The organism is Proteus sp. G2300, assembly GCF_009915965.1.
In the GTDB taxonomy this organism is placed as follows: Bacteria; Pseudomonadota; Gammaproteobacteria; order Enterobacterales; family Enterobacteriaceae; genus Proteus; species Proteus vulgaris.
In genome coordinates, this window is record NZ_JAABNK010000023.1 from 562,887 (window position 1) to 585,470 (window position 22,584).

The 22,584-nt window shown below is 35.3% G+C and carries 20 protein-coding genes; 11 read left to right on the forward strand and 9 right to left on the reverse strand.

Annotated elements, in window-relative coordinates; translation table 11 throughout:
* The first annotated feature begins 13 nt into the window (after positions 1-13).
* The 3 genes from GWI97_RS14125 to GWI97_RS14135 are packed head-to-tail and all read left to right on the forward strand — an operon-like array spanning position 14 to position 3,143.
* Entirely contained in the window at positions 14-1,804 is a 1,791-nt protein-coding gene (locus tag GWI97_RS14125) for a terminase large subunit domain-containing protein (RefSeq protein ID WP_161752063.1), read from the forward strand.
* Entirely contained in the window at positions 1,804-2,838 is a 1,035-nt protein-coding gene (locus GWI97_RS14130; protein WP_202609425.1) for a phage portal protein, read from the forward strand. The genes GWI97_RS14125 and GWI97_RS14130 overlap by 1 nt, the downstream gene beginning before the upstream one ends.
* The gene (locus GWI97_RS14135; RefSeq protein ID WP_036935239.1) at positions 2,835-3,143 is read left to right on the forward strand and encodes an ogr/Delta-like zinc finger family protein; all 309 of its coding nucleotides are present in this window, start codon (positions 2,835-2,837) and stop codon (positions 3,141-3,143) included. The genes GWI97_RS14130 and GWI97_RS14135 overlap by 4 nt, the downstream gene beginning before the upstream one ends.
* Position 3,144: 1 nt before the next feature.
* Here GWI97_RS14135 and GWI97_RS14140 read toward each other — a convergent pair whose 3' ends face one another.
* The 7 genes from GWI97_RS14140 to GWI97_RS14170 form a co-directional block, all read right to left on the reverse strand.
* Positions 3,145-3,327: a hypothetical protein gene (locus GWI97_RS14140; protein ID WP_109373031.1), complete on the reverse strand. Its 183-nt coding sequence runs from the start codon at positions 3,325-3,327 to the stop codon at positions 3,145-3,147.
* Between the two features lie 226 nt (positions 3,328-3,553).
* The gene (locus GWI97_RS14145; protein WP_161752064.1) at positions 3,554-5,776 is read right to left on the reverse strand and encodes a replication endonuclease; all 2,223 of its coding nucleotides are present in this window, start codon (positions 5,774-5,776) and stop codon (positions 3,554-3,556) included.
* Between the two features lies 1 nt (position 5,777).
* Positions 5,778-6,029, reverse strand: a complete 252-nt coding sequence (locus GWI97_RS14150; protein ID WP_161752065.1) for a DUF2732 family protein — start codon at positions 6,027-6,029, stop codon at positions 5,778-5,780.
* A gap of 76 nt (positions 6,030-6,105) precedes the next feature.
* Positions 6,106-6,453: a DUF5347 domain-containing protein gene (locus GWI97_RS14155; protein WP_161752066.1), complete on the reverse strand. Its 348-nt coding sequence runs from the start codon at positions 6,451-6,453 to the stop codon at positions 6,106-6,108.
* 11 nt (positions 6,454-6,464) lie between these two features.
* A complete protein-coding gene (locus tag GWI97_RS14160) occupies positions 6,465-6,797 on the reverse strand; it encodes a hypothetical protein (protein ID WP_161752067.1) in 333 nt (110 codons plus the stop codon).
* Positions 6,798-6,955: 158 nt separating this feature from the next.
* Positions 6,956-7,465, reverse strand: a complete 510-nt coding sequence (locus GWI97_RS14165; protein WP_161752068.1) for a phage regulatory CII family protein — start codon at positions 7,463-7,465, stop codon at positions 6,956-6,958.
* A gap of 30 nt (positions 7,466-7,495) precedes the next feature.
* Entirely contained in the window at positions 7,496-7,717 is a 222-nt protein-coding gene (locus GWI97_RS14170) for a regulator (RefSeq protein ID WP_161710145.1), read from the reverse strand.
* A 140-nt stretch (positions 7,718-7,857) separates the two neighbouring features.
* On the opposite strand from GWI97_RS14170, the gene GWI97_RS14175 reads away from it, so the two are divergent.
* Genes GWI97_RS14175 through GWI97_RS14190 form a run of 4 tightly spaced genes read left to right on the forward strand, consistent with a single transcriptional unit; the run spans position 7,858 to position 11,789 of the window.
* Positions 7,858-8,445, forward strand: a complete 588-nt coding sequence (locus GWI97_RS14175; RefSeq protein WP_049219384.1) for a phage repressor protein CI — start codon at positions 7,858-7,860, stop codon at positions 8,443-8,445.
* A gap of 2 nt (positions 8,446-8,447) precedes the next feature.
* On the forward strand, positions 8,448-8,933 hold the full coding sequence (locus GWI97_RS14180) for a BRCT domain-containing protein (RefSeq protein WP_088495256.1): 486 nt from the start codon (positions 8,448-8,450) through the stop codon (positions 8,931-8,933).
* A 14-nt stretch (positions 8,934-8,947) separates the two neighbouring features.
* The gene (locus tag GWI97_RS14185; protein WP_161752069.1) at positions 8,948-9,985 is read left to right on the forward strand and encodes a phage integrase; all 1,038 of its coding nucleotides are present in this window, start codon (positions 8,948-8,950) and stop codon (positions 9,983-9,985) included.
* Between the two features lie 34 nt (positions 9,986-10,019).
* Positions 10,020-11,789, forward strand: coding sequence for a P-loop NTPase fold protein (locus GWI97_RS14190; protein WP_161752070.1), 1,770 nt, complete (start codon positions 10,020-10,022; stop codon positions 11,787-11,789).
* 399 nt (positions 11,790-12,188) lie between these two features.
* Here GWI97_RS14190 and GWI97_RS14195 read toward each other — a convergent pair whose 3' ends face one another.
* Positions 12,189-12,632, reverse strand: coding sequence for a DUF6386 family protein (locus GWI97_RS14195; RefSeq protein WP_052038479.1), 444 nt, complete (start codon positions 12,630-12,632; stop codon positions 12,189-12,191).
* Between the two features lie 347 nt (positions 12,633-12,979).
* On the opposite strand from GWI97_RS14195, the gene GWI97_RS14200 reads away from it, so the two are divergent.
* From GWI97_RS14200 to GWI97_RS14210, 3 genes are all read left to right on the forward strand, one after another.
* Positions 12,980-13,813 carry a hypothetical protein gene (locus tag GWI97_RS14200; protein ID WP_158482377.1) on the forward strand — a complete coding sequence of 278 codons (834 nt, stop codon included), beginning with the start codon at positions 12,980-12,982 and terminating at the stop codon, positions 13,811-13,813.
* 218 nt (positions 13,814-14,031) lie between these two features.
* Positions 14,032-14,862, forward strand: coding sequence for a hypothetical protein (locus GWI97_RS14205; RefSeq protein ID WP_036935949.1), 831 nt, complete (start codon positions 14,032-14,034; stop codon positions 14,860-14,862).
* A gap of 554 nt (positions 14,863-15,416) precedes the next feature.
* Complete coding sequence (locus GWI97_RS14210; protein WP_036935946.1) at positions 15,417-16,250, forward strand: hypothetical protein; 834 nt, start codon at positions 15,417-15,419, stop codon at positions 16,248-16,250.
* Between the two features lie 121 nt (positions 16,251-16,371).
* On the opposite strand, the gene putP is transcribed toward GWI97_RS14210, so the two are convergent.
* Positions 16,372-17,856: a sodium/proline symporter PutP gene (gene putP, locus GWI97_RS14215; RefSeq protein ID WP_036935943.1), complete on the reverse strand. Its 1,485-nt coding sequence runs from the start codon at positions 17,854-17,856 to the stop codon at positions 16,372-16,374.
* Positions 17,857-18,325: 469 nt separating this feature from the next.
* On the opposite strand from putP, the gene putA reads away from it, so the two are divergent.
* A complete protein-coding gene (gene putA, locus GWI97_RS14220; protein ID WP_161752071.1) occupies positions 18,326-22,288 on the forward strand; it encodes a trifunctional transcriptional regulator/proline dehydrogenase/L-glutamate gamma-semialdehyde dehydrogenase in 3,963 nt (1,320 codons plus the stop codon).
* The last annotated feature ends 296 nt before the right edge of the window (positions 22,289-22,584 follow it).

Consider the following 22,584-nt stretch of genomic DNA (forward strand, 5'->3'; position numbering starts at 1 on the left):
AATGTTTTACATTATGGCGAACTCACGATATTCAGATGAATTAATAGGAGTAGCGAAATCGCTGTACTTGCGACGCTATACTCCTGCAGAAATTGCAACCGAACTTAATTTGCCGAATCGGCGAATCGTTTACTATTGGGCTGAAAAAGGGAATTGGCAGGATTTACTCAGTCATGAATCGGTTTTAGATGCGATTAATCGACGCATTATTTTGCTCAGTGAGCGAAACAATAAAACTGTTTTTGAACAAGAGGAGTTAGACCGTTTAATTAACCATCATATCAAATTGATGGCACAACAAAATAAACACGCAGAGAAGCTGGCGCAGGCAAAAGCACAAAATAATCAATCTGGTTACTCAAATGATAATGAGTCTGACGATGGTGAACCAAGGAAGAAAAAACGCTATCGTAAAAATGATATTTCTGAATTAACAGAAGAACAATTTCAGCAATTCGCTGACAAAATGCTTTTTGGCTATCAAAAACATTTACGCAATAACATTAAAAAATCCATTCGTAATATTTTAAAGTCACGCCAAATTGGGGCGACTTGGTATTTTGCGTTTGAAGCGCTGGAAAATGCGGTACTCACGGGCGACCCACAAATCTTTTTATCCGCATCAAAACCGCAAGCCGAGGTTTTTCGCTCCTATATTGTCAATATTGCAGAGCAATTTTTCGGGGTGACATTAACAGGCAACCCGATTCGTTTAAGCAATGGCGCAGAACTTCGCTTTTTATCCACCAATAAAAACACCGCGCAAAGCTATTCAGGTCATCTTTATTGTGACGAATATTTTTGGGTACCGAACTTTAAACATTTAAATGAAGTTGCCTCTGCAATGGCAACTCACGACAAATGGCGCACAACCTATTTTTCTACGCCTAGCTCAAAAACCCATCCCGCATATCCGTTTTGGACGGGTGACGAATGGCGCGGTACAGAAAAAGCCCGTAAAAATATCAAATTCCCTACATTTAAAGAAATGCAGGACGGTGGACGCGATTGTCCTGATGGTCAATGGCGTTACGTCATTACGCTGGAAGATGCGATTAAGGGAGGTTTTAACCTGGCATCCATTGAAAAACTTCGCAATCGTTATAACAAAGATACGTTCAATATGTTGTATATGTGTGTCTTTGTCGATAGTGGCGCATCCGTCTTTAAATATAACGATTTAGAAAAATGTTGGGTTGATGTAGGGCTATGGGAAGATCACTTTCCTGATGAACCACGCCCATTTGGTAATCGTGAAGTCTGGGGCGGTTATGACCCTGCCCGTTCAGGAGATACCTCCGCATTTGCTATTTTAGCACCGCCTTCTGTATCTGGTGAGCGGTTTCGTGTTCTGGCTATTTATTACTGGCAAGGTATGGCGTGGAAACATCAAGCTAAAAAAATCCAAGAACTTTATGGGCGTTATCGCTTCACACATATCGGTATTGATACGACAGGTATAGGTCATGGCGTCTATGAGATGGTGCAAGATTTTGCGCCACGCGAAACGATGGAAATTCGTTACAGCCTTAGCATGAAAACCCAACTCGTTTTAAAAATGGTGGATTTAGTCGATGAAGAACGTATCGAATGGGATAGAGAGCAAAAAGAAATCACCGCCAGTTTTTTGGCTATTCGTCGAGACACAACCAGCAAGGGCGGTGCCATGACCTTTGTGGCTGACCGCAGTATGGAAACTGGTCATGCCGATAGTTTTTGGGCAATTGCTCATGGCGCAATCAATGAACCGTTGAATACTGATAATCAACGTAAATCAAAATGGATATTTCAAAAGGCATCATAATGGCTAAGAAAAAATCACGGAAGAACCTCTCTATTTCGGCATCCAGTACCCCTAAAAAAAACATGAGCATTATTACACTGGGTAAACCAGAGCCGATATTAACAACGCATACAGACTATCAAAATATCTGGTATGACAATGAACATGATCATTATTCACTCCCGATTGATAGAACCGCGCTTGCTCAATTAGTTAATTTGAATGCCCAACATGGCGGGGTAATTTATGCGCGTCAAAATATGATTTTATCCGATTTTTTAGGCGGTGGATTGAGTCATGAACAGCTAAAAGCGTCCGTAATGAGTTACCTTATTTTTGGTGATACGGCCATTCTAAAAGTGCGAGATTATTGGGGGAATGTCATTCAACTTTTTGTTTTACCGTCACTTTATCTTCGTTGTCGAAAAGACGGTGATTTTGTCATTTTGATAGAAGGTGAACCGTTAGTGTATCCACCTGAAGATATCATTTTTATCAAACAATATGACCCTCAACAGCAAGTTTACGGTATTCCCGATTATATCGGTGGTATACATGCGGCACTCTTAAATAGTGAAGCCACCATTTTTCGTCGTAGGTATTACCACAACGGGGCACATACGGGAGGTGTTTTTTATTGTAATGACCCGTCTCTCACTGATGAAGTGGAAGCCCAAATCATTAAAAATCTAGAAAATAGCAAAGGCATCGGTAATTTTTCTACGATGTTTGTGCATATTCCCAAAGGCGATCCCGAAGGGATTAAATTTATGCCTATTGGGGATATTTCGGCTAAAGATGAATTTAATAATGTCAAAAATATCAGTGCTCAAGATATTTTAACCGCGCACCGCTTCCCCGCAGGTTTAGCGGGGATTATTCCTGGTAACGTTGGCGGTTTAGGTGACCCAATCAAAGCCCGTGAAGCCTATCGACAAGATGAAGTTATCCCCGTGCAACGCATGTTTGAGAATGCCGTCAATAGTGACCCTGAAATACCGTCACATTTGCATATCAAGTTTAAGAAAGATAACGACAGTTTGGGTGCAGAATGAGGCAAAAAAAGGTAAAATTACGTAAGTTCGATTATTTTGGAGTTCGTAATATGAAAGTGATGAAAGTCCTCTGCCCCGCGTGCGGTGAAAAGGCAATCATAAGAACAACAAATAGAAAACATCGCCAATTTGCTGACCTTTATTGTCAATGCACAGACTTAGAATGCGGAATGACTTTCGTTTTAAACGTCACTTTTAGTCACACACTAAGTCCTAGCGCCAAAGACGTGAATAAAATGATTGATAAACTGCTACCAGATAATAAACAAATGGCGCTTGATTTACTCAAAGCGCCCATTGCTTAAATTATTGAGCCACATTTTGTGGCTTATTTTTTTCCAATAAGTCCACTCTGGCATTGTCGGCTAACTCAAATATTAATGATAAAACAATATCTTTTTCCTGTGATGTGAAAGAATCAAAACTGCCTACTTTTGCGATAAGAGCTATTCTTTCAAGTGCTTCCATGCTTTTTATATTATCTGTCATTATCATACCCTTAAAGAACACTGTATGAATAAACAGTATAATCTGTTTGTGTGTTTTGTGAACCCTTAAGAAGGAAAATTATGTGATACAAATCAATATTCCAAGAAATGAAACATCTATCCAATAAAAAGAAATTTCAATTTAATATGATAAAAGTAGTCAGTTGACAAAATACATTATTTGCACTCAAAGCAAGATTGACAAAAATTCATTTTTGCACCTTCATTTAGTTAATATTATTTTCACCTCCCATCGTCAGAGAGTTTATAGACCTTAATTTATTCACTTTATTAAAAATACGCGCTTTCCGTTCATGGAATTGACGATATTTCAGTTGTGTTGTGCCCGTTCTAATCAAAGAACCATCATCAAAACTTCTAAACGTCCTATCATCAATGACTATTCCCGACCCATTTCTCATTTTTTTGGCATCTTCTAAGGTGATTTCATGCCCGATTGACCTGAAATTATCTAAAATTTCCGTTACCACCTTTTCTTCATCGTTAATCGTTCGGGTTTCCCCCGTACAGTTATTGACAGAACTCCTAGGTGACGCGTTCGCGTCACTAAAAGCAGACTCCGCATGCGCGTCGTCTAACTTCTTCACAATCTTCCACTGTTTCAAACGGGTTAAAATCGGTGTGTCTATGCCGACTAACGTAGAAAAAACCCCTTTTACACGGATCACTTCTTCACCGTATTCGTTTGTATCCTCCGATTCCTGATACCAAAGACGAGCGATAAGGTTTTCACGTTTAACAAACGGACCACCTTGAGCATTGATATAACCCGCCCAATTTCCACCGTCTGCACAATCGTGAACAAGTGCGAATTCCACATCTAAACCCATCGCCCTATCGTGGTCAGCCATTCGTCGTAATTCACGGTAAACGGTCACAGGCGCACCACCGATAAATTGAAATTGACGAATATTCCAACGCCCAGCCCATGCAGCAGCTGCCATTGAGGCTTCCTTCATTGGTCTACCGCTTTCATCATCGACTTCACCATCGAGAGCGTAACCATCGACATTTTTTGAAATGTATTTCGCCACATAACCCGTAGCTGACCCTTTTTCGGGGTCTATTTCTTCAACGTAAAAACGCGCTTTACGCGCTTTGTCAGTGATTAATTCGTGATTATCTTCTGCTACGGTATAGGCTTTAATAATTGAGCGGATTTCTTCAAGTTGAGACGGCAACATAAATAACAGCATGTGCCAATGAGGTGTACCATCATGATGCGGTTCAGCAACGCGCATCCCAAAGACACGCAAATCTTTACGGTGTAATTTTGCTCTTATTTTACTCCATAGCTTACAAAGGTATTTTTGTGTGTCAGCAGGACTGCAACCATTCCATTTACGGTTACGGTGACCGTGTATCGTTGTTGCATGATATTTAGACGGGGCGGTTAATGTGTAGAATTCACCGACATAACCTAATTTATTACAGATATCTTCAAAACCACGAATACGCACCATCATTTCAGTGCGTTTAATTGCAGGGTTGGCCACACTGCCATAATATTTATCAATCAAACTAACGCGATTACCTTCTTCATCTTCCAGCTCCATAGATTTTAAAAATTCACGCGTCCGATTCTTTTGCTCTTTCCATTCGTTGATGGTTGTTTTACTCGCATAGACACTGGCTTTCTTGCTGACCAAGTTGATTGCAATACTTAAATGCTCGCGCCATTGAGACGCATATTTACGTAAACGGTTAAGCCACCATTTATCTGACATCATGCGAGAAATAGCCGAATCAGCATCTTTCTGATTAAAATAACGAGTAGTTAATTTTGTCCATCTAGGCACCTCTTGTTTAAAACCTGTGGTAATTTTTGAAGCATGTAAAAAAAGTTTGTAGGTTAATTTCAATTCACTATCAGTGATATTTTCTTTCCCTACTAATATGAGTTGTTCATTCATTAAGTTAGCGATATCCCATGCAAGATTCTCAATATCTTTTTTTGACATATCAGGCAGGCGATTAAAGCGGTTGAAGAAATTACAGTTTTCTACCGTCATTGCAGGCAAAGCATAACGGTCAGTGATCATCTTTATTCTTGGGTAGGTTCTTTCAACAAAGGTTTTTGCGAGATAAGCATTAGCACGTTTGCGACCTTGCTCTTTATCTAAATCGCTATATCGCTTGTTAATAACGATTTGTACTAATTTAGGTTGTTTAGATAATAAGGCTTCCGCATCATGAAACGCCTTATGCTCACGTTCCTTTTGATGGATTTGCTCGTAGGTTTCAAATGGGCGATAAATTGCTTTCCCTTTACCTTCGTTCCACAAATATAGTTTTTCATTTTTATCAGAACGAGGGAATTCCCCCACAGCACACACTACGGGGGATGGATATTTGAAAGGATACTTAGGAAATTTATAGCGATGTTTTAATATCAATCCATCGCTATTTTTATCTATCGCAATAGTCATATCAAACCAGTTCTTGTGCTTGACGTTCTAGCTCTGATGCTTCACTTTCCAACAGTTCAGCAACGTCGGCATAATCCATTTTGTTTTGAATTATAAGACTAGACAGCTTACGAATACGGGATGCGTATTTATCCGCGCAGGCTTGCTTTTGCTCATTACGCGCTAACGCTAATGTGGAATCTAAAATAATAGCATGTTCGTTATTGGCAATTTGTGCAGGCATAAAAATAGGTGTTGGTATTGATGTATTCATAGTTAATTTCCTTTATTTAGGTTGCAAAAATCCCTGACCGATTAAGGTCATTTATTTTTATTTTGGGTTTAATTAATTATTGCGGTAATGCTAATTGTTTAGGTAATAATGCCGTAACGGCTTTGATATGATTAATGGCTTTAATAATGTCGAATATTTCCGATGCTTTAAAATCTTCAAATTTTAAATCATGTCTTTCTTTTGGAATACCTGCCATATATAAAATGACACCTAAGAATTTTTTATTTTCTTTATAACAATTATCAAATGGATCTCTCATATCAAAAAAGAAACGTTTTAATTCTTCATTTTGTAAACCAAAGTGACGAGAACGTAATTTAGCAGTATGGTTTAATCCATCGACACGTTGAGCAACTGGAATATGAAAAGCACGTTGTTCATTTTCAATTTGATTCTGATACATAACAACCTCACTTAAAACGGTATATCTTCAAATTCTGTTGATTCTGCATAAGCATCAACTAGCTCATTTCTAAAACTAGTCAATTGCTCAGCAATATCATCCACACTCAACACACCATTATTTAATTTATTTTTCACCAACTCAAAAATTCTATTTTTAAAATGAATTTTTTCCGATTGTTTATTTCTCATGAAATTTAAAATTTCATTAATTTTTTGGTTTTCACTATAATCGGCACCTATTTTCACTTCGGTATTATTATTATCAGTTAATTTTTTTAAGCGCTCTATTTGATGCTCTTTCGCACCTGGTAAAATCTCATCAAACATATTTTCTTTAGACATAAATACCTCTAACTTAAAGCTGAAATTAATAAATAACCTATAAATAAAATGAAACTAACAATATAAATAGAATTGTTATTTTCATTTTTAAATGAATCACTGGATAATTTATATTTGTGTTGTTGAAGCTGTAATGAATTTAATTTCATTTTAAAACCTCACATCATTGATGGGCTAAGATTGGTTACTGCATCCACTGCACAGACAAACGCTGGATTAGTATGTAATCTTGCTGATAGTGTTATTCCTGCCAACGTTAAACAACGAATTGCCGTATTAACAGAGCGTTTAAATTCAGCGACACGCGCATTATTTAAATTACCGCCTGAAACTGTATTTGTTGCTAATTTTCCAACTTCACCAACTGCCGTTAATAAATAGGCTGGCACATTAGAATCACTCGCTTCATTAACTGGCACTGATGGCTGACATTGCATCTGTTCTAACACACCATCAAGAATCGATGCGTCTTCGGTTGCATCAGTCAGCTTCATTAAATCAATGCACGTTAACTGGTGCGGTTGTTCAGGGTTTAACTTGTTACGCAACATTTGGGCGTTCATGCCGATGCTTTCAGCTATTTGTACAAGATCACCTTTATGGGTATTTGCGAAAGCACGGCATGCATTATCAAAGTACGCTTGTTTGGAAACCTGATAATCAAACATGGTGTTTATTCTCAAAATGCGAAAGACTGACTACGCTTCTAGTGAAACTTCATACCCACTTAAAGCCATAACAGTCAAAGCAACCATATTGACTTCAACCAAACCTTTTTTTTGATCACCTTTAGGTTTAATGGGTAACTTTCCATACTCAATTAAACGGCGAGCAGTGATCTTAGTTGTACCTGTACGACGACAGTATTCATCTAAAGGTAAGTAAGGCTCAGGTATAGCAATTGTAATTTTAGGTCTCATAAGGCAAACTCCTGAGTGACATTAATGATCAATATCGTCAAATATTGATAAATATTTTCTTTTTGAAAACTAAAGAGAACAATAATGCTCATTTTGCAAATAGTCAAGGGCATTTGTTTTCATTTTGGGAATTAACTCTTATGGGAACGTTTAAATTTCAGCCAGAAGATGACAACACAGCTGTTTTAGATCGCATAATCGAAGCTTATGGGTTTTCGTCAAAAGCAATGTTAGCTATTCATTTTGAGATGGCAGCAAGTAGTTTATCAGGGCGTTATAGAAGACCTGGCTTTCCTGCGGATATGGTTGTGAGATGTTTAGCAGAAACAGGCGTTTCTCTTGAATGGCTAGTTACAGGTAAAGGTTCTAAATTCGAAGGGCAATCTTCTGATATCTTAAGATTAGATAATTATAAAATTATTGATGGTGAACTTATTCATGCTGATAGTTTGCTGATTGATAAAGTAATTTTCTTTGGTAACACCCCACTACCATCCAATCCAATTAGTGTATTCATCAATAAATGCTATTACGTTATAGATAAAAAATTCGATGATATTTTTGATGGTAATTGGTTTATAAAAATTGATGGCAAATATAGCGTGCGAAAATTGACAAGAATGCCAATGAAAAAAGTTCGCATATCTAATCAAGATACCTCATTTGACTGTGAACTGTCTGACATAGAAATTATTGGTCGTGTTGTTGCAGAAATAAAGGTTAGTTGACTATGGCATCTATACTCTATTTTGTTTATTTCAGTGCTAGAGAAATTCTATCAGTACAAGCTATTACTAATATTTCTCAAAATGAAGATTACTTACAAGGGATTAGTGTTCTCTATGATGATAAAGGTTCACTAAAAACATTTAGAAAAGATAGAGTCGTTGAATATTTAGACTCTCTTGAAGAAGCTAAAGAATTTCTACTTGGCTGTTCTCTAAGTGATTTTACAGTAAGAAAACCTAAGCCAGAAACATTTGATATTCATTTCACAGGTTTTAAAAAGGCTGATAAGGAAGAATTAGAACGCATCGCAACTGAAGCAAATATGGAAGTTAGAAAGTCTGTCACAAAGAATTTGAATCTTCTCTGTTATGGCTATAACGCAAGTCAGATGAAAATGGATAAAGCCCGTTCTATGGGGATTATCATTCTTAATGAATCCCAATTTCGAAGTTTCTTAGAAACAGGTGACTTTACTGATAGCAAATAAGATTAATATATAAAATGACTGTTAGAAAATTACCATCTGGCGAATGGATTGCTGACTTTTATCCAGAAAATAGAGAAAACGGCAAAAAAGGTAAACGGGTACGTAAAAAATTTGCCACTAAAGGTGAAGCCCTCAACTATGAACGTTATGAGATGGATAAAGTTGAGGGAAAACCATGGATAGAAGAGAAAAAAGAAGATAAGCGTCGCATGACCGAGCTAGTTAATGCTTGGTATAGTTCGCATGGTGTGATGTTAAAAGACGGCAAAAATAGACTCGATGTTATGCTATGGGCTTGTGAAAAATTAGGCAACCCACTCGCTACCGAGTTTACAGCCCAATTGTTTTCTAGATATCGAGAACAACGTTTATCTGGAAAATTATTCAGAACAGAAAGGGTAAAAAAAGTTTCACCTCGCACAGTAAATCTTGAGCTATCTTATTTTCGTGCTGTATTTAATGAGTTAGAAAGATTAGGCGAATGGCAAACAGAAAACCCTATTAAACATGTCCGCCCTTTCCGCACTGACGAATCCGAAATGGCATTTCTTTCACAGCAACAAATAGAATCGCTATTAAAGTCTTGTCGCCAGAGTATGGCTAAAGATTTGGAATTAATTGTGAAAATTGCACTATCAACAGGTGCAAGATGGTCTGAGGCAGAAAGTTTAACAGGGCGACAAATTACACCTTACAAAATTACGTTTACTAAAACAAAAGGCAAACGCAATAGAACAGTGCCTATAAGTAAAGCTTTGTACGATGAAATCCCTAAAAAGCGTGGTGCTTTATTTACCCCTTGTTATTCTGCTTTCAGAATGGCAATGAAAAGAACAGGTATAGAATTACCTCACCGCCAATCATCACACGTATTAAGACATACATTTGCATCACATTTTATGATGAACGGTGGCAATATTCTTGTGTTACAAAGAATTCTCGGTCATACAGATATAAAAATGACTATGAGATATTCTCATTTCTCTCCAGAGCATTTAGAAGATGCGGTTAAATTTAATCCTTTGAATATATATGATAAAAAAGCTATTTAACTATGTTAAAAATTTATTTAAACGAGAAAAAAATATGAATAATCACCTTGAAAATTATCTAAATTATTATAAAGCATTAGATAATCCTGGATATGCGGTTCTAATAACAGGAGGCTGGGGTAGTGGAAAAACCTATCAAATAAAAAAATATTTTGAAAGAGAGGGGGATTTTTGTTACGTCAGTCTATTTGGTATAACATCCATACAAGAGATATATTCTTCTGTCTTTGTGAAAATGTTTCCTGGAAAAGCTGGTTTTAAAAATTTTTTAAGTAAAGTAGATAATTTAGATACTAAAATATCTACTTTAACATTTGGATTAGGTTCTTTTTTCAGTAGTATAGGTACAACATTAATCAAAGAAAAAGTTGATGATAAAAAAATAATCATATTTGATGATCTTGAAAGGGCTATCAAGACGGATGTTCTGACTATTGATAATATACTTGGAGCTATCAATAGCTATATTGAACATCAGAAATGCAAAGTTATCGTTATAGCACATGATGAAAAAATACTAACGGAGCTCAGAGGGAAAAGAGAGAAAGTATTTGGTCAAACTATAGTAGTAACCCCCGATTTAGACAACGCAGTAACTGCATTTTTGTATCAAAAAAAAATATACGAATATTTTCCAAAAATAAAAGAATTATTAATAAATTTATACTTGCAATCAAATTACTCATCTCTTAGAATTTTAAAATATATAGTAAATGATTGCGAAAGATTATTTCTAAACATAAATAAAATTAATTTAAACCAACAGCAATTAGAATATTTATTTAAATATTTTATCATTTCAAGCATTGAACTAAAATCAGAAAATTTATCATTTGACGATTATATTAATTACCATAAAATCCAAATAAATAATCATATAAATAATAAAAACACAGAAGAACACATCTTAATTAAAATATTAAATAAATATGAAATTATTAATTTAGAAAATGAATTAATCACTCGACAAACAATTGTAAATATAATTAAAAATGGTATCTTTAATAAAGATGAAATAAATGAATACATAAAAAATTCAAATTATATAAAAGATGCACCTCAATCTCCATCTTGGTATAAACTAAGTTTTTTTGATTATATAAATAAAGAAAATATAGATGAAGCATTAGAAGAATTACATATTGACTTTAATGAAAGAAAATTCAAATCATTAGGTGATATATATCAAATGATTAATTACTTATTATTGGAAGAAAAGATTTCAAATTCAGCACCAAATTATGAGAAGATAATAGAAAAGTGTAAGGAGTATATTAATGACCTATTTTCACAAGGTACTCTTGAAAAATTAAATCCAAATAAATATTCAGATCAAAAAGATAACTCAGGTTATAAAGGTAAATCTTATTGGATTGAGAACGATTATAGAGAAGAATCATATAAACTACGTGACTATCTCTATCAAAAATCACATGAACTATTTAATGATGATGCTCTTGCATACGAGCCTCTTCAAAAAATGAAAACTAATTTAGAATTACTAGTATCTGACTGTACTTATATAGATAATAATTATGGTGAATTTTGTGACACTCCACTATTTCATAATACCCCACCTGAAAATTTTGTTTCTACTTGGCTAACTTTACCTAGTAAACAACAACAAACTGTAGCGTCAATGTTTAAACGACGTTATTCTCATGGAAAATTAAGCTCGACTCTAACGTTAGAAAAAGAGTGGATCAACAATGTACTTTCGGAATTAGAGAAATCTGCAAATTCAATGGAACATTTTCATAGATATAGAGTTGAACGCTTAAAAATGCAAATACCGACATCTTAATAAAAGTGTCTCAAAAGTGTCGCACAAGAAAAGGAATATTGAACATTATTTATCTTTATTGCTATTTAACTTATTGTTTTTATTTCTAAATTATTGTTTTATATATTGCATTCAAACGACTCTTAATCAATTGGTCGGGAGTTCGAGCCTCCCACAACCCACCAATTTTAAGCTGATAAATCAGACATTTACGCCACTTAGCAATAAGTGGCTTTTTTGTATCTGAAAGAAAGTGGCGACAAAATGGCTATTTTTTTAGTTTTACTTTTTGTATTAGAATTACAATGATATCTAATTACAACTTTGCTTATAATTCGCACAGTTGTTTACAAAACACAGAATAAGAATATAAAATATTCATCTAACCTGTCATTCATTAATAGTCATTAACGCTATCGATTAGATACGAAGTGTGCTCTTAAATAAATTAATACCTATTTTACTTTTATTAAAAGCAATTAATAAATTATCATCTTTCTTTTTTACCGAAATCTCATAATTACCTGTTGGTAAAAAAATAACCTCACCAGAACGATATTCAGGAGCATCTGGCTCTAAATCACCGCCCGTTGTGTCTTCTCCTGCCCCTATAAATAAGCGCCCTGAAGGACAACTTATATTTATCTTCACATCCGCTTCTTCAATGTTGTCGCATAAATTGATTGTGTAGAAACCATCACAACCTAGACCAATAAAGGCAATATTGCCTTTATTCATTTCACCTATCTCATCATCCAATATACTCCACCAATCTGCAGTATCTGATTTTCGATGCTGGATCGCTTGTAAATCAAAAATAGCTAGCGTTGCCGTATCTGTCGTAAAAGAAAACACGTTTGACATCTTAATGCTCCAAAAAGTCGCTCTGATCGTACCAAAATATTTTTTTCCTTTTATATCAGTTAATCATATAGGATTTTATCTATACTATTTAGTAAACCAATTACCTATACTGAGCCTATATTTATACACTACTTATACTCTAAATAATTCAAGATACAGCCAGGCGACAACTTAAATGCATACAAATAAGCACTAAGATGTAGCCAGATGACAAGTGAATGAGTCACTAAGGGCATATATAATATGCAACTAGTGTGAATGAACGTAGCAATAACGCTACAGCAACTTGAAGTATGACGAGTAACGCTGTGGCTTGAAGTATAATGAGTATATACATGGACGGTCTTATGAAATCACAATTACTCCTAACCCTTTCACTATATGCATTCTCCTCATTTTCAGCTATCGCAACTTCAACTCAATGTACGGATGCTGAAAAACAACAAAATATTGCTAATACGCAAATTATGTTACTCACTTCCTTTAATGGTCCGGTAAAGTCAGTCATGATGACAAGCACGTTACCCAATGATGGTCGTTTTAAAGCATTTAAGGGCGAAATTCAGCTTGATGAATGTGGAAACTTGCTGAAAGATAGCACATCAATGCAAGAATACATTGAAGGCAACGTAGAAACTAATTTAATAAGAACAACTCCTGATAATCCTTTCGTTATTCGGTATCAATTCCAACTAAAAAATGCCTATGGTTCGCATTCTATATATATGCAGGAAACCTATAGTAAAGATCAGCAAAATCGACTCAATAAAAAGATCACTCAATACTACGCTAATGATGGCGAATTAATAGATACACTCACTAGCCAATTCGACTATAAAGAAGGGCGTATTGTTAAAGAGATTGCACACTCTTCAACCTCTTCCGACGAGTTTTTTACAACAGAATATACTTATGATCCACAAGGAAGACTACGTTTAGTAAAAGAAGATGAAAAAATAAACGTTGAGTACCATTATGACGATCAAGGGAAAGTTATTAAACAAGCAAACTATATAAAAGGAATGAATGGTGAAGATAAAGCTTTTATCTCTACCTGCCTTGAATGGGATGATTTTGATAACTGTACGAAAGAGCAACTCGAAAGCACTATAAAATTTGATGATGAAATGATTAATTACAGTAAAGCTGTGCTTCATAACGAATTTACTTACTACGAATAATATAAAGATACTTTATTATTCCCATAATAAACTATTAATATAAAAATCAGACTATCAAAAATAGACTGGTTTTTATATTTACTACTATATTAATTATCTACAATTAAACTAAGTGATACTTTCATTAAAAAACAATTTGTGTAAAACTACTTAAATCAATAAATGATAAATAGACTCTGAAGAGTTATTTTTAATAAATTTTTAAGATGGTTCATTACATGAAATTTCCATTATTTTTTATTTTCTCTTTATGTACGTTTTTTATTACACTCCCCGTTTCTGCGATGTCAATATCTTGTGATAAATCAAAAAAACAAGTGAATGCATCTAACAATATGTTCATAACGATTAATTTCAATTATGGACCGATAAAAACAATCACCACCACCAGCGAATTACCTGAAAAAGGCCGGTTTAAAGCCTTTAAAGGTGAAACTCAATTTGATGAATGTGGAATGCTTACCAAATATGACTTTTCTACACAAGAATATATTCATGAGCATATTGAGACAAATCTTTTAAGAATGTCAACACCTTACAATATCAAATATAAATACCAGTTAAAAAATCGTCATAGAACACACACGCTCTATTTAGTTGAATATTATGATAAAAATAATCTAAATCAATTGGTAGATAAAACATCTTATTTTTATGATGATGACGGCTCACTCATGGGTACTGATTTTGCTAAACTGAGTTATAAAGGTGATAAAATTTCAGCAGAAACTATTATTGAATCTACAGCAGCAAACCAAGGAAATTCAATTCATTATCTTTATGATGAGCAAGGACGTCTTTTAAAAGCAATTGATAATGATGAAGTAACCTTAGAATTCCATTATGGTAAAGATGGTAAGATTTTGCGCCAAATGCAAATATTCACCAGTTTATATGATGATATAAGAGAATATGACAATACTTGTCGAGCGTGGGATAAATATAATAATTGCTTAATCTGGAATATGGTAAGTGAAGTAAGAAAAGATGGCATGATAATCGATACTAGTACCGCAACTGTCTATAACAAATTTGAATATTATGAATAAACTTTCGAATTTCGCAGATAAAAAAGCTTTATTTAAATCTATTATGTTGTCAAAAAATAAGGTTTTTATGTAAGAAAAAAGTACTTATTTATATCAATACTCTTTTTTTGATAAAACATTGTATTAGCTATACGATGCATTATTATATTTGACTTCAACTCACCCAAAATATTGTTTATTATTCTAATTACAAAGAATGCTATATAAGTCATAAAAATAAAAAATTAATGATAAATCAATAAATTAATTACAAACTCACTCGTTATTTTTAATGGTTATTAGCGATAACTTTTTAAAATAATTTAGATAACAGTAAATTACTGAAAAACGAATTAATGTAATAATGCAACTCTTTATGCAAAAAAAGTCACTTATCAATCATCACATTTAGATTGGTTTTAAATATATTTATCCTATATTTTTCAGCACATGATAAATACTCTCCTATGATACTTTCATTAAAAAATGATTTATGTAAAACTACCTAGGTCAATTAGTGATGATATGCTCTGTAGCGCGATTTTCTTTAATAAAAATTTGAAATGGCTCATTACATGAAATTACCATTAATTTTTACTTTTTCTCTCTGCACTCTTTTTATTACACCTTCTACTTTTGCGATACAAACGTCTTGTAATGAATCACAAAAGCAGATAAATACCACTAATAGCACATTCATTACAATCAATTTTATTTATGGACCAATAAAGTCAATTAGTATTACCAGCAAGTTACCTGAGAATGGTCGATTAAAAGCCTTTAAAGGTGAAACTCAATTTGATGAGTGTGGTTTTATCACCAAATATAGCTTCTCTACACAAGAATATATCCATGAAAATATAGAGACAAATCTATTAAGAATGCCAACATCTGATAATATAAAACAGATATATCAATTAAAAAATCGGCATCGAACTCATACTCTCTACCTCAGTGAATTTTATAATAAAAATAAGCAAAATCAATTAACAGGAAAAACATCTTTTTTTTACGATAATGATGGTTCATTAATGGGTACTGATATCAGCCAATTTTCATACCAAGATAATAAAATTACATTATCAACAATTATTGACTCTAACTCTAACAACAAAGGAAATGTCATTCATTATTATTACGATAAGCAAGGTCGCTTATTAAAAACAACAAATAAAAACAATGATGTTATGTCAGAGTTTCGTTATGGCGAAGATGGTAAAATTTTACAGCATGTACAAATATATACGAGCTTATATGATGATATAAGAGAGTATGATAAAACATGTAAAGAATGGGATGAATATAATAATTGTGTGATATGGGACATGGTTAGTACAATTAAACAACGCGGTAAGTTAATCGATACCAGTACAGCTACGGTATATTATAAATTAGAATATTATGAATAAGTTAAATTTTTATTAATTTACTTTTAAATATGTCCTGTTATCAAAAAATAAAGGTCACTTTATTGTCTTCAGTGACCTCCAATCTAACTTATACTGAATTTTATATTAAGTCTCTGAGTTATTACGTATTACGATATTGAGTTTCTGCTTCATCAAAACGTTGTTGATTCGCCTTACTTGGCACTTCTCCCATTAAGCTGATAACAACAATCGCGATAGACGCAAAAACAAAACCGGGAATAATTTCATATAATCCAAACCATTTATATTGCATCCACACTAATACGGTTAAAGCACCAATCAGCATCCCAGCAAAAGCACCATTACGCGTCATACGCTTCCACATCACAGAGATAAGAATAACTGGGCCAAAAGCGGCACCAAATCCTGCCCATGCATTACTAACTAAATCAAGAACTTTATTATTAGGATCACGTGCTAAGAAAATTGCAATAATTGCAACGAGCAACACCATACCACGCCCTACCCAAACCAGCTCTTTTTGACTTGCACTTTTACGAATGAAAGGCTTGTATAAATCTTCTGTTAACGCACTAGCACACACTAATAACTGACAGCTTAATGTACTCATTACGGCGGCTAAAATTGCTGACAGTAAAATACCGGCAATCCATGGATTAAAGAGCAGTGAAGCTAGCTCCATAAAAATGCGTTCATTTTTCGCTGTTACACCACCTGCTTGTGCAGGATTCATTTCAAAGTAAGCAATACCAAAGAATCCAACAGCAACCGTTCCTCCTAAGCAAAGGATCATCCATGTCATCCCTATACGACGTGCTTTACGAATAGTTTGATTAGAATCAGCGGCCATAAAACGAGCAAGAATATGGGGTTGCCCAAAATAACCTAATCCCCACGCTAATAAAGAGATAATAGCGATAAAATCAAGTCCTTTGAACATATCAAGGTAAGAAGGATCTTTGGCTTTAATAATTGCAATAGAGGTATCAATGCCACCAACAGAGAAAATAACAATAATAGGCGTTAAGATCAGGGCAAAAATCATTAATGTGGCCTGAACAGTATCAGTCCAACTTACCGCCAGAAAACCACCTAAAAAAGTATAAGCAATGGTTGCAAGCGCACCATAAATCATTGCTTCATGATAAGGAATATGGAAGGTTGACTCAAACAGCATTCCACCAGCAACCACACCTGACGCACAATAGATGGTAAAAAAAGTAAGGATCACTAATGCTGAGACAATACGCAACATTTTGCTTTTATCATCAAAACGCGATGTCAGATAATCTGGTAATGTTAATGCATTATTATTTTTTTCAGTTTGTAAACGTAAACGACCTGCAACTAAACGCCAGTTTAGCCATGCACCTAAACATAAGCCGATAGCTATCCAACTTTCAGAAATACCCGCAAAAAAAACCACACCGGGTAGCCCCATTAATAGCCACCCACTCATATCAGAGGCACCCGCTGAAAGAGCAGTAACAAAACTCCCTAACCGTCGTCCCCCTAAAATATAGTCATCAAAATTTTTGGTTGAACGATAGGCTAGATAACCAATAAAAAGCATACCCAGAATATAAATAGTAAATGTAATTAGCATTGGCGAAGTTAAGGCCATAATTGCAGTTCTCCATAAATCTGTTTCCGATCATCGATATGCTTTTGACTTGTACAGGAACGTTGCACTTCGTTGCGCATTAATGATCTTTTCAGTTTTTAATTAAAATAATTTCTTACAGCAACAGATAAGTCATTCACATCAATCCTAGAATAGGTTAACCGCATTTAACAAGAAATTAACGTTTTAATGTTTAAATTTTGTTTATGACTTCACACTATTTGTCTTAATTCGAGGTTGCATTATAAATGCAAATATCAATAAAATAAATATAATTTATTGATTTATAATTAAATATTAAAAATAAAACAAATTACACTATTTTAATCACTCATAAAACCTGACTACTTTCACATTATTTATAAATAAATTGTTAACAATGTTGCACAAAGTTGCAACATGAATGATATTAATAAAAATAACGGGTAACTGTACTTGTGAATTAGAAATAGAATATGAGGAGCACTGCATGAGTAGCACAACAATGGGTGTTAGACTTGATGAAGAAACCCGCAATAGATTAAAAGAGGCTGCACAGAAATTAGATAGAACATCGCATTGGTTAATTAAGCAAGCCATCTTCAACTATCTTGAACAAATTGAAAATAATCAGGTGAATATTGGCAATACCACATTTGATGAACAAGATATTAACGAAGACACTGAAACACCAACGAATCATTATCAGCCTTTCTTAGAGTTTGCTGAACATATTCACCCGCAATCTGTTTTACGCTCCGCCATTACATCTGCATATCGTATGCCTGAAATACAGGCTGTTCCTATGTTATTGCAACAAGCGACATTACCTGAAAATGAAGCTCAAGCAACACATAAATTAGCCTATTCCATTGCTGAAAAACTTCGTAAACAAAAAAACGGCATTGGGCGATCAGGGCTCGTACAAGGTCTATTACAAGAGTTTTCACTTTCCTCACAAGAAGGTGTAGCTTTGATGTGTTTAGCGGAAGCATTACTGCGTATTCCAGATAAAGCCACGCGTGATGCTCTTATTCGTGACAAAATTAGTCATGGAAATTGGCGCTCACACTTAGGACAAAGCCAATCGATGTTTGTGAATGCTGCAACGTGGGGCTTATTATTCACAGGTAAATTAGTTTCGACTCATAATGAAGAAAAACTCTCTAACTCTTTGAATCGCATCTTGACCAAAAGTGGTGAGCCATTAGTGCGTAAAGGCGTTGATATGGCCATGCGTTTAATGGGGGAGCAATTCGTTACAGGTGAGACTATTTCTCAAGCACTCGCAAATGCACGCAAACTTGAAGAAAAAGGCTTTAGCTACTCTTATGACATGTTAGGAGAAGCAGCATTAACAGAAAAAGACGCACAAGATTATTTAGTTTCTTATCAGCAAGCTATCCACGCCATTGGTAAAGCGTCTAATGGTAGAGGTATTTATGAAGGCCCAGGAATATCTATCAAGCTTTCGGCATTACACCCTCGCTACAGTCGTGCACAATATGAACGTGTTATGTCAGAGCTTTACCCTCGCCTGCTCTCATTAACATTACAAGCAAAACAATATGATATCGGTATTAATATTGATGCAGAAGAAGCAGATAGACTTGAGATTTCACTCGATCTACTTGAAAAACTCTGTTTTGAACCTGAATTAGCGGGTTGGAATGGAATTGGCTTCGTTATTCAAGCTTACCAAAAACGTTGTCCATTAGTCATTGATTATGTCATTGATTTAGCACGTCGGAGTCGTCGCCGTTTGATGGTTCGTTTAGTTAAAGGCGCCTATTGGGATAGCGAAGTGAAACGCGCTCAAATTGATGGCCTTGAAGATTATCCTGTTTATACTCGCAAAGTGTATACCGATGTTTCTTATCTTGCTTGTGCAAAGAAACTACTTGCATCTCCACACTTTATTTATCCTCAATTTGCAACACATAACGCACACACCCTTTCTGCAATTTACCATTTGGCAGGACAAAACTATTACCCAGGACAATATGAATTCCAATGTTTACACGGTATGGGAGAACCGCTTTATGCGCAAGTTGTGGGTAAAATTGTTGATGGAAAATTAGGTCGCCCTTGTCGTATTTATGCCCCTGTAGGAACGCATGAAACATTACTTGCCTATTTAGTGCGTCGCTTGCTTGAAAATGGGGCTAACACCTCATTTGTAAACCGAATCGCAGATAACACAATTTCCCTCGATGAATTAGTTGCTGATCCCGTAAAAGAAGTGAATAGAATGGCGCAAACAGAAGGCCAAATTGGGCTTTCGCATCCTAAAATTCCACTCCCTCATCAACTTTATGGTGATGAACGTAAAAATTCACCCGGTATTGATATGTCAAATGAGCACCGTTTGGCATCACTCTCTAGTGCATTATTAACCTCAGCCTCTGAAAATAGACATTGTGAACCGTTGTTAGGTGATACCTATAACTCTTCAGAAACTACTCAAGAAACTCAATCTATTTTAAACCCTGCAAATCATGCTGATACAGTGGGTACTGTACGAGAAGCTACAGAAGCTGAAGTAGATTTTGCTTTAACCATTGCTCAGGAAAAGGGTGAAATCTGGTTTGCAACCCCCCCAGCGCAAAGAGCATTATTCTTGATCCGAACTGCGGAATTAATGGAACAACAAATGGGACCTCTCATGGGCGTTTTAGTTCGTGAGGCGGGGAAAACTTACAGTAACGCCATTGCTGAAGTCCGTGAAGCCATTGATTTTCTCTATTACTACGCAGCACAAGTTACGCATGATTTTGATAACAATACACATCGACCTTTAGGGCCTGTGGTTTGTATCAGCCCTTGGAACTTCCCATTAGCCATATTTAGTGGGCAGATTGCAGCTGCTTTAGCTGCGGGTAATACTGTACTGGCTAAACCGGCAGAGCAAACACCGCTAATTGCCTCAAAAGCAGTAGAACTCTTCCATCAAGCAGGTATTCCTCGCTTTGCATTACAACTTTTACCCGGTCAAGGAGAAACCATTGGTGCACGTTTAGTGGCTGATGAGCGTGTACGTGGCGTAATGTTTACAGGTTCAACGGATGTTGCTCATATTTTACAAAAAACCTTAGCAGGTCGGTTAGACAGCGAAGGCCGTCCAGTGCCTTTAATTGCAGAAACGGGTGGTTTAAATGCAATGATTGTTGACTCCTCCGCATTAACCGAGCAGGTTGTTACGGATGTTATGGCTTCAGCTTATGATAGTGCCGGTCAACGTTGTTCTGCATTGCGTCTTTTATGTATTCAAGAAGAAGTGGCTGACCACACTATCGAGATGCTTAAAGGTGCAATGGCGCAAGCGATGATAGGTGATCCGAGTTTATTATCGACTGATATTGGTCCAGTTATTGATAAAGATGCAAAAACTGGCATTGAAAAGCATATTAAAACAATGCGCGCTGAAGGCCACGAGATTTATCAAGCTTCACACAATAGTCTGCCAAAACAACTTGAAAATAACAGTACCTTTGTTCAACCTACTTTAATTGAGTTAGATAAAGTCAGTTCACTAAAAAAAGAAATTTTTGGTCCTGTATTACACGTTGTGCGCTACGCAAGCCAAGATTTACCTGCATTACTTGAAGAAATTAATGCAACAGGCTATGGCTTAACAATGGGTGTCCATACACGTATTGATGAAACTATTGCTTATGTGGCCTCAAATGCCAAAGTAGGTAATTTATATGTTAATCGTAATATGGTCGGTGCAGTCGTTGGCGTTCAACCTTTTGGTGGTGAAGGATTATCTGGTACAGGCCCGAAAGCAGGTGGCCCGGTTTATCTGTATCGCCTATTATCAAAACGCCCCGAAAATGCGGCAACACAAACACTCGCGCGCCAAGATGAAAAATACCCTATTGATACATCCATGCGTAACTTACAAACTTATAATAAGTATATGGAATGGCTTGAAAACAAAACGGAAAAAGTGCATTACGATGCCTTAAAGAAATACGCACTTGCATCACAAACGGGGACCTTACGAGTATTACCCGGTCCTACGGGTGAACGTAATACTTACCAACTAGTTCCTTGCGGCAATGTACTGTGTATTTCAGATAATGAACAAGATGTATTAACCCAAATTGCAGGTGTGCTTGCTTCGGGTTGTCATGCTATTGTCGCCAATAGCTCATTCTCACAGAAAACATACCGTGAATTACCTGATATTGTCAGAAAAACAATTACGCTTACTGAAAACTGGACAGATGATCGATTGAAAATTAAAGCAGTAATTTATCATGGTGATAGTGATCAGTTACGTGAAACTTGTCAGAAAATTGCACAACGTAAAGGCGCAATCATCTCTGTTCAAGGATTTTCACGAGGTGATACGAGCTTATTGTTAGAACGTTTACTACATGAAAGAGCATTAAGCATTAATACTGCGGCCGCAGGTGGTAATGCGAGTTTAATGACTATTAGTTAATTAACACTCCTCTTTTTCTCTTGTTATTTTGAGGCCACCTTTAAATATCATTTTCTTAAAGGTGGTTTTTTCTTTTGTTAAATTATTATTTCTAAAGAAATAACTAAGATGATAGTAGTTTCAATGCTGTGATTGTTCTCACTCTTTTAATCTTTATCTATCGCCGACAATCTATTTAGTAAATATACTGATTACCAAGTCAACCAAAGCCTAGAAGTTGATTGAATTATATCTTTATGTATACCTTAAAAGTTACGCCCTCCGGGGCGTTTTTTTTACTTATTGTTGTCATACCA

Bases quoted from the DNA above. Each gene is read 5' to 3' on its own strand.
- putP (WP_036935943.1), bottom strand. From the start codon at position 17,856: ATGGCCTTAACTTCGCCAATGCTAATTACATTTACTATTTATATTCTG.
- GWI97_RS14145 (WP_161752064.1), bottom strand. From the start codon at position 5,776: ATGACTATTGCGATAGATAAAAATAGCGATGGATTGATATTAAAACAT.
- GWI97_RS14195 (WP_052038479.1), bottom strand. From the start codon at position 12,632: ATGTCAAACGTGTTTTCTTTTACGACAGATACGGCAACGCTAGCTATT.
- putA (WP_161752071.1), top strand. From the start codon at position 18,326: ATGAGTAGCACAACAATGGGTGTTAGACTTGATGAAGAAACCCGCAAT.
- GWI97_RS14165 (WP_161752068.1), bottom strand. From the start codon at position 7,465: ATGTTTGATTATCAGGTTTCCAAACAAGCGTACTTTGATAATGCATGC.
- GWI97_RS14160 (WP_161752067.1), bottom strand. From the start codon at position 6,797: ATGTCTAAAGAAAATATGTTTGATGAGATTTTACCAGGTGCGAAAGAG.
- GWI97_RS14140 (WP_109373031.1), bottom strand. From the start codon at position 3,327: ATGACAGATAATATAAAAAGCATGGAAGCACTTGAAAGAATAGCTCTT.
- GWI97_RS14150 (WP_161752065.1), bottom strand. From the start codon at position 6,029: ATGAATACATCAATACCAACACCTATTTTTATGCCTGCACAAATTGCC.
- GWI97_RS14170 (WP_161710145.1), bottom strand. From the start codon at position 7,717: ATGAGACCTAAAATTACAATTGCTATACCTGAGCCTTACTTACCTTTA.
- GWI97_RS14130 (WP_202609425.1), top strand. From the start codon at position 1,804: ATGGCTAAGAAAAAATCACGGAAGAACCTCTCTATTTCGGCATCCAGT.
- GWI97_RS14175 (WP_049219384.1), top strand. From the start codon at position 7,858: ATGGGAACGTTTAAATTTCAGCCAGAAGATGACAACACAGCTGTTTTA.
- GWI97_RS14205 (WP_036935949.1), top strand. From the start codon at position 14,032: ATGAAATTTCCATTATTTTTTATTTTCTCTTTATGTACGTTTTTTATT.
- GWI97_RS14155 (WP_161752066.1), bottom strand. From the start codon at position 6,453: ATGTATCAGAATCAAATTGAAAATGAACAACGTGCTTTTCATATTCCA.
- GWI97_RS14200 (WP_158482377.1), top strand. From the start codon at position 12,980: ATGAAATCACAATTACTCCTAACCCTTTCACTATATGCATTCTCCTCA.
- GWI97_RS14180 (WP_088495256.1), top strand. From the start codon at position 8,448: ATGGCATCTATACTCTATTTTGTTTATTTCAGTGCTAGAGAAATTCTA.
- GWI97_RS14135 (WP_036935239.1), top strand. From the start codon at position 2,835: ATGAGGCAAAAAAAGGTAAAATTACGTAAGTTCGATTATTTTGGAGTT.
- GWI97_RS14185 (WP_161752069.1), top strand. From the start codon at position 8,948: ATGACTGTTAGAAAATTACCATCTGGCGAATGGATTGCTGACTTTTAT.
- GWI97_RS14125 (WP_161752063.1), top strand. From the start codon at position 14: ATGGCGAACTCACGATATTCAGATGAATTAATAGGAGTAGCGAAATCG.
- GWI97_RS14190 (WP_161752070.1), top strand. From the start codon at position 10,020: ATGAATAATCACCTTGAAAATTATCTAAATTATTATAAAGCATTAGAT.
- GWI97_RS14210 (WP_036935946.1), top strand. From the start codon at position 15,417: ATGAAATTACCATTAATTTTTACTTTTTCTCTCTGCACTCTTTTTATT.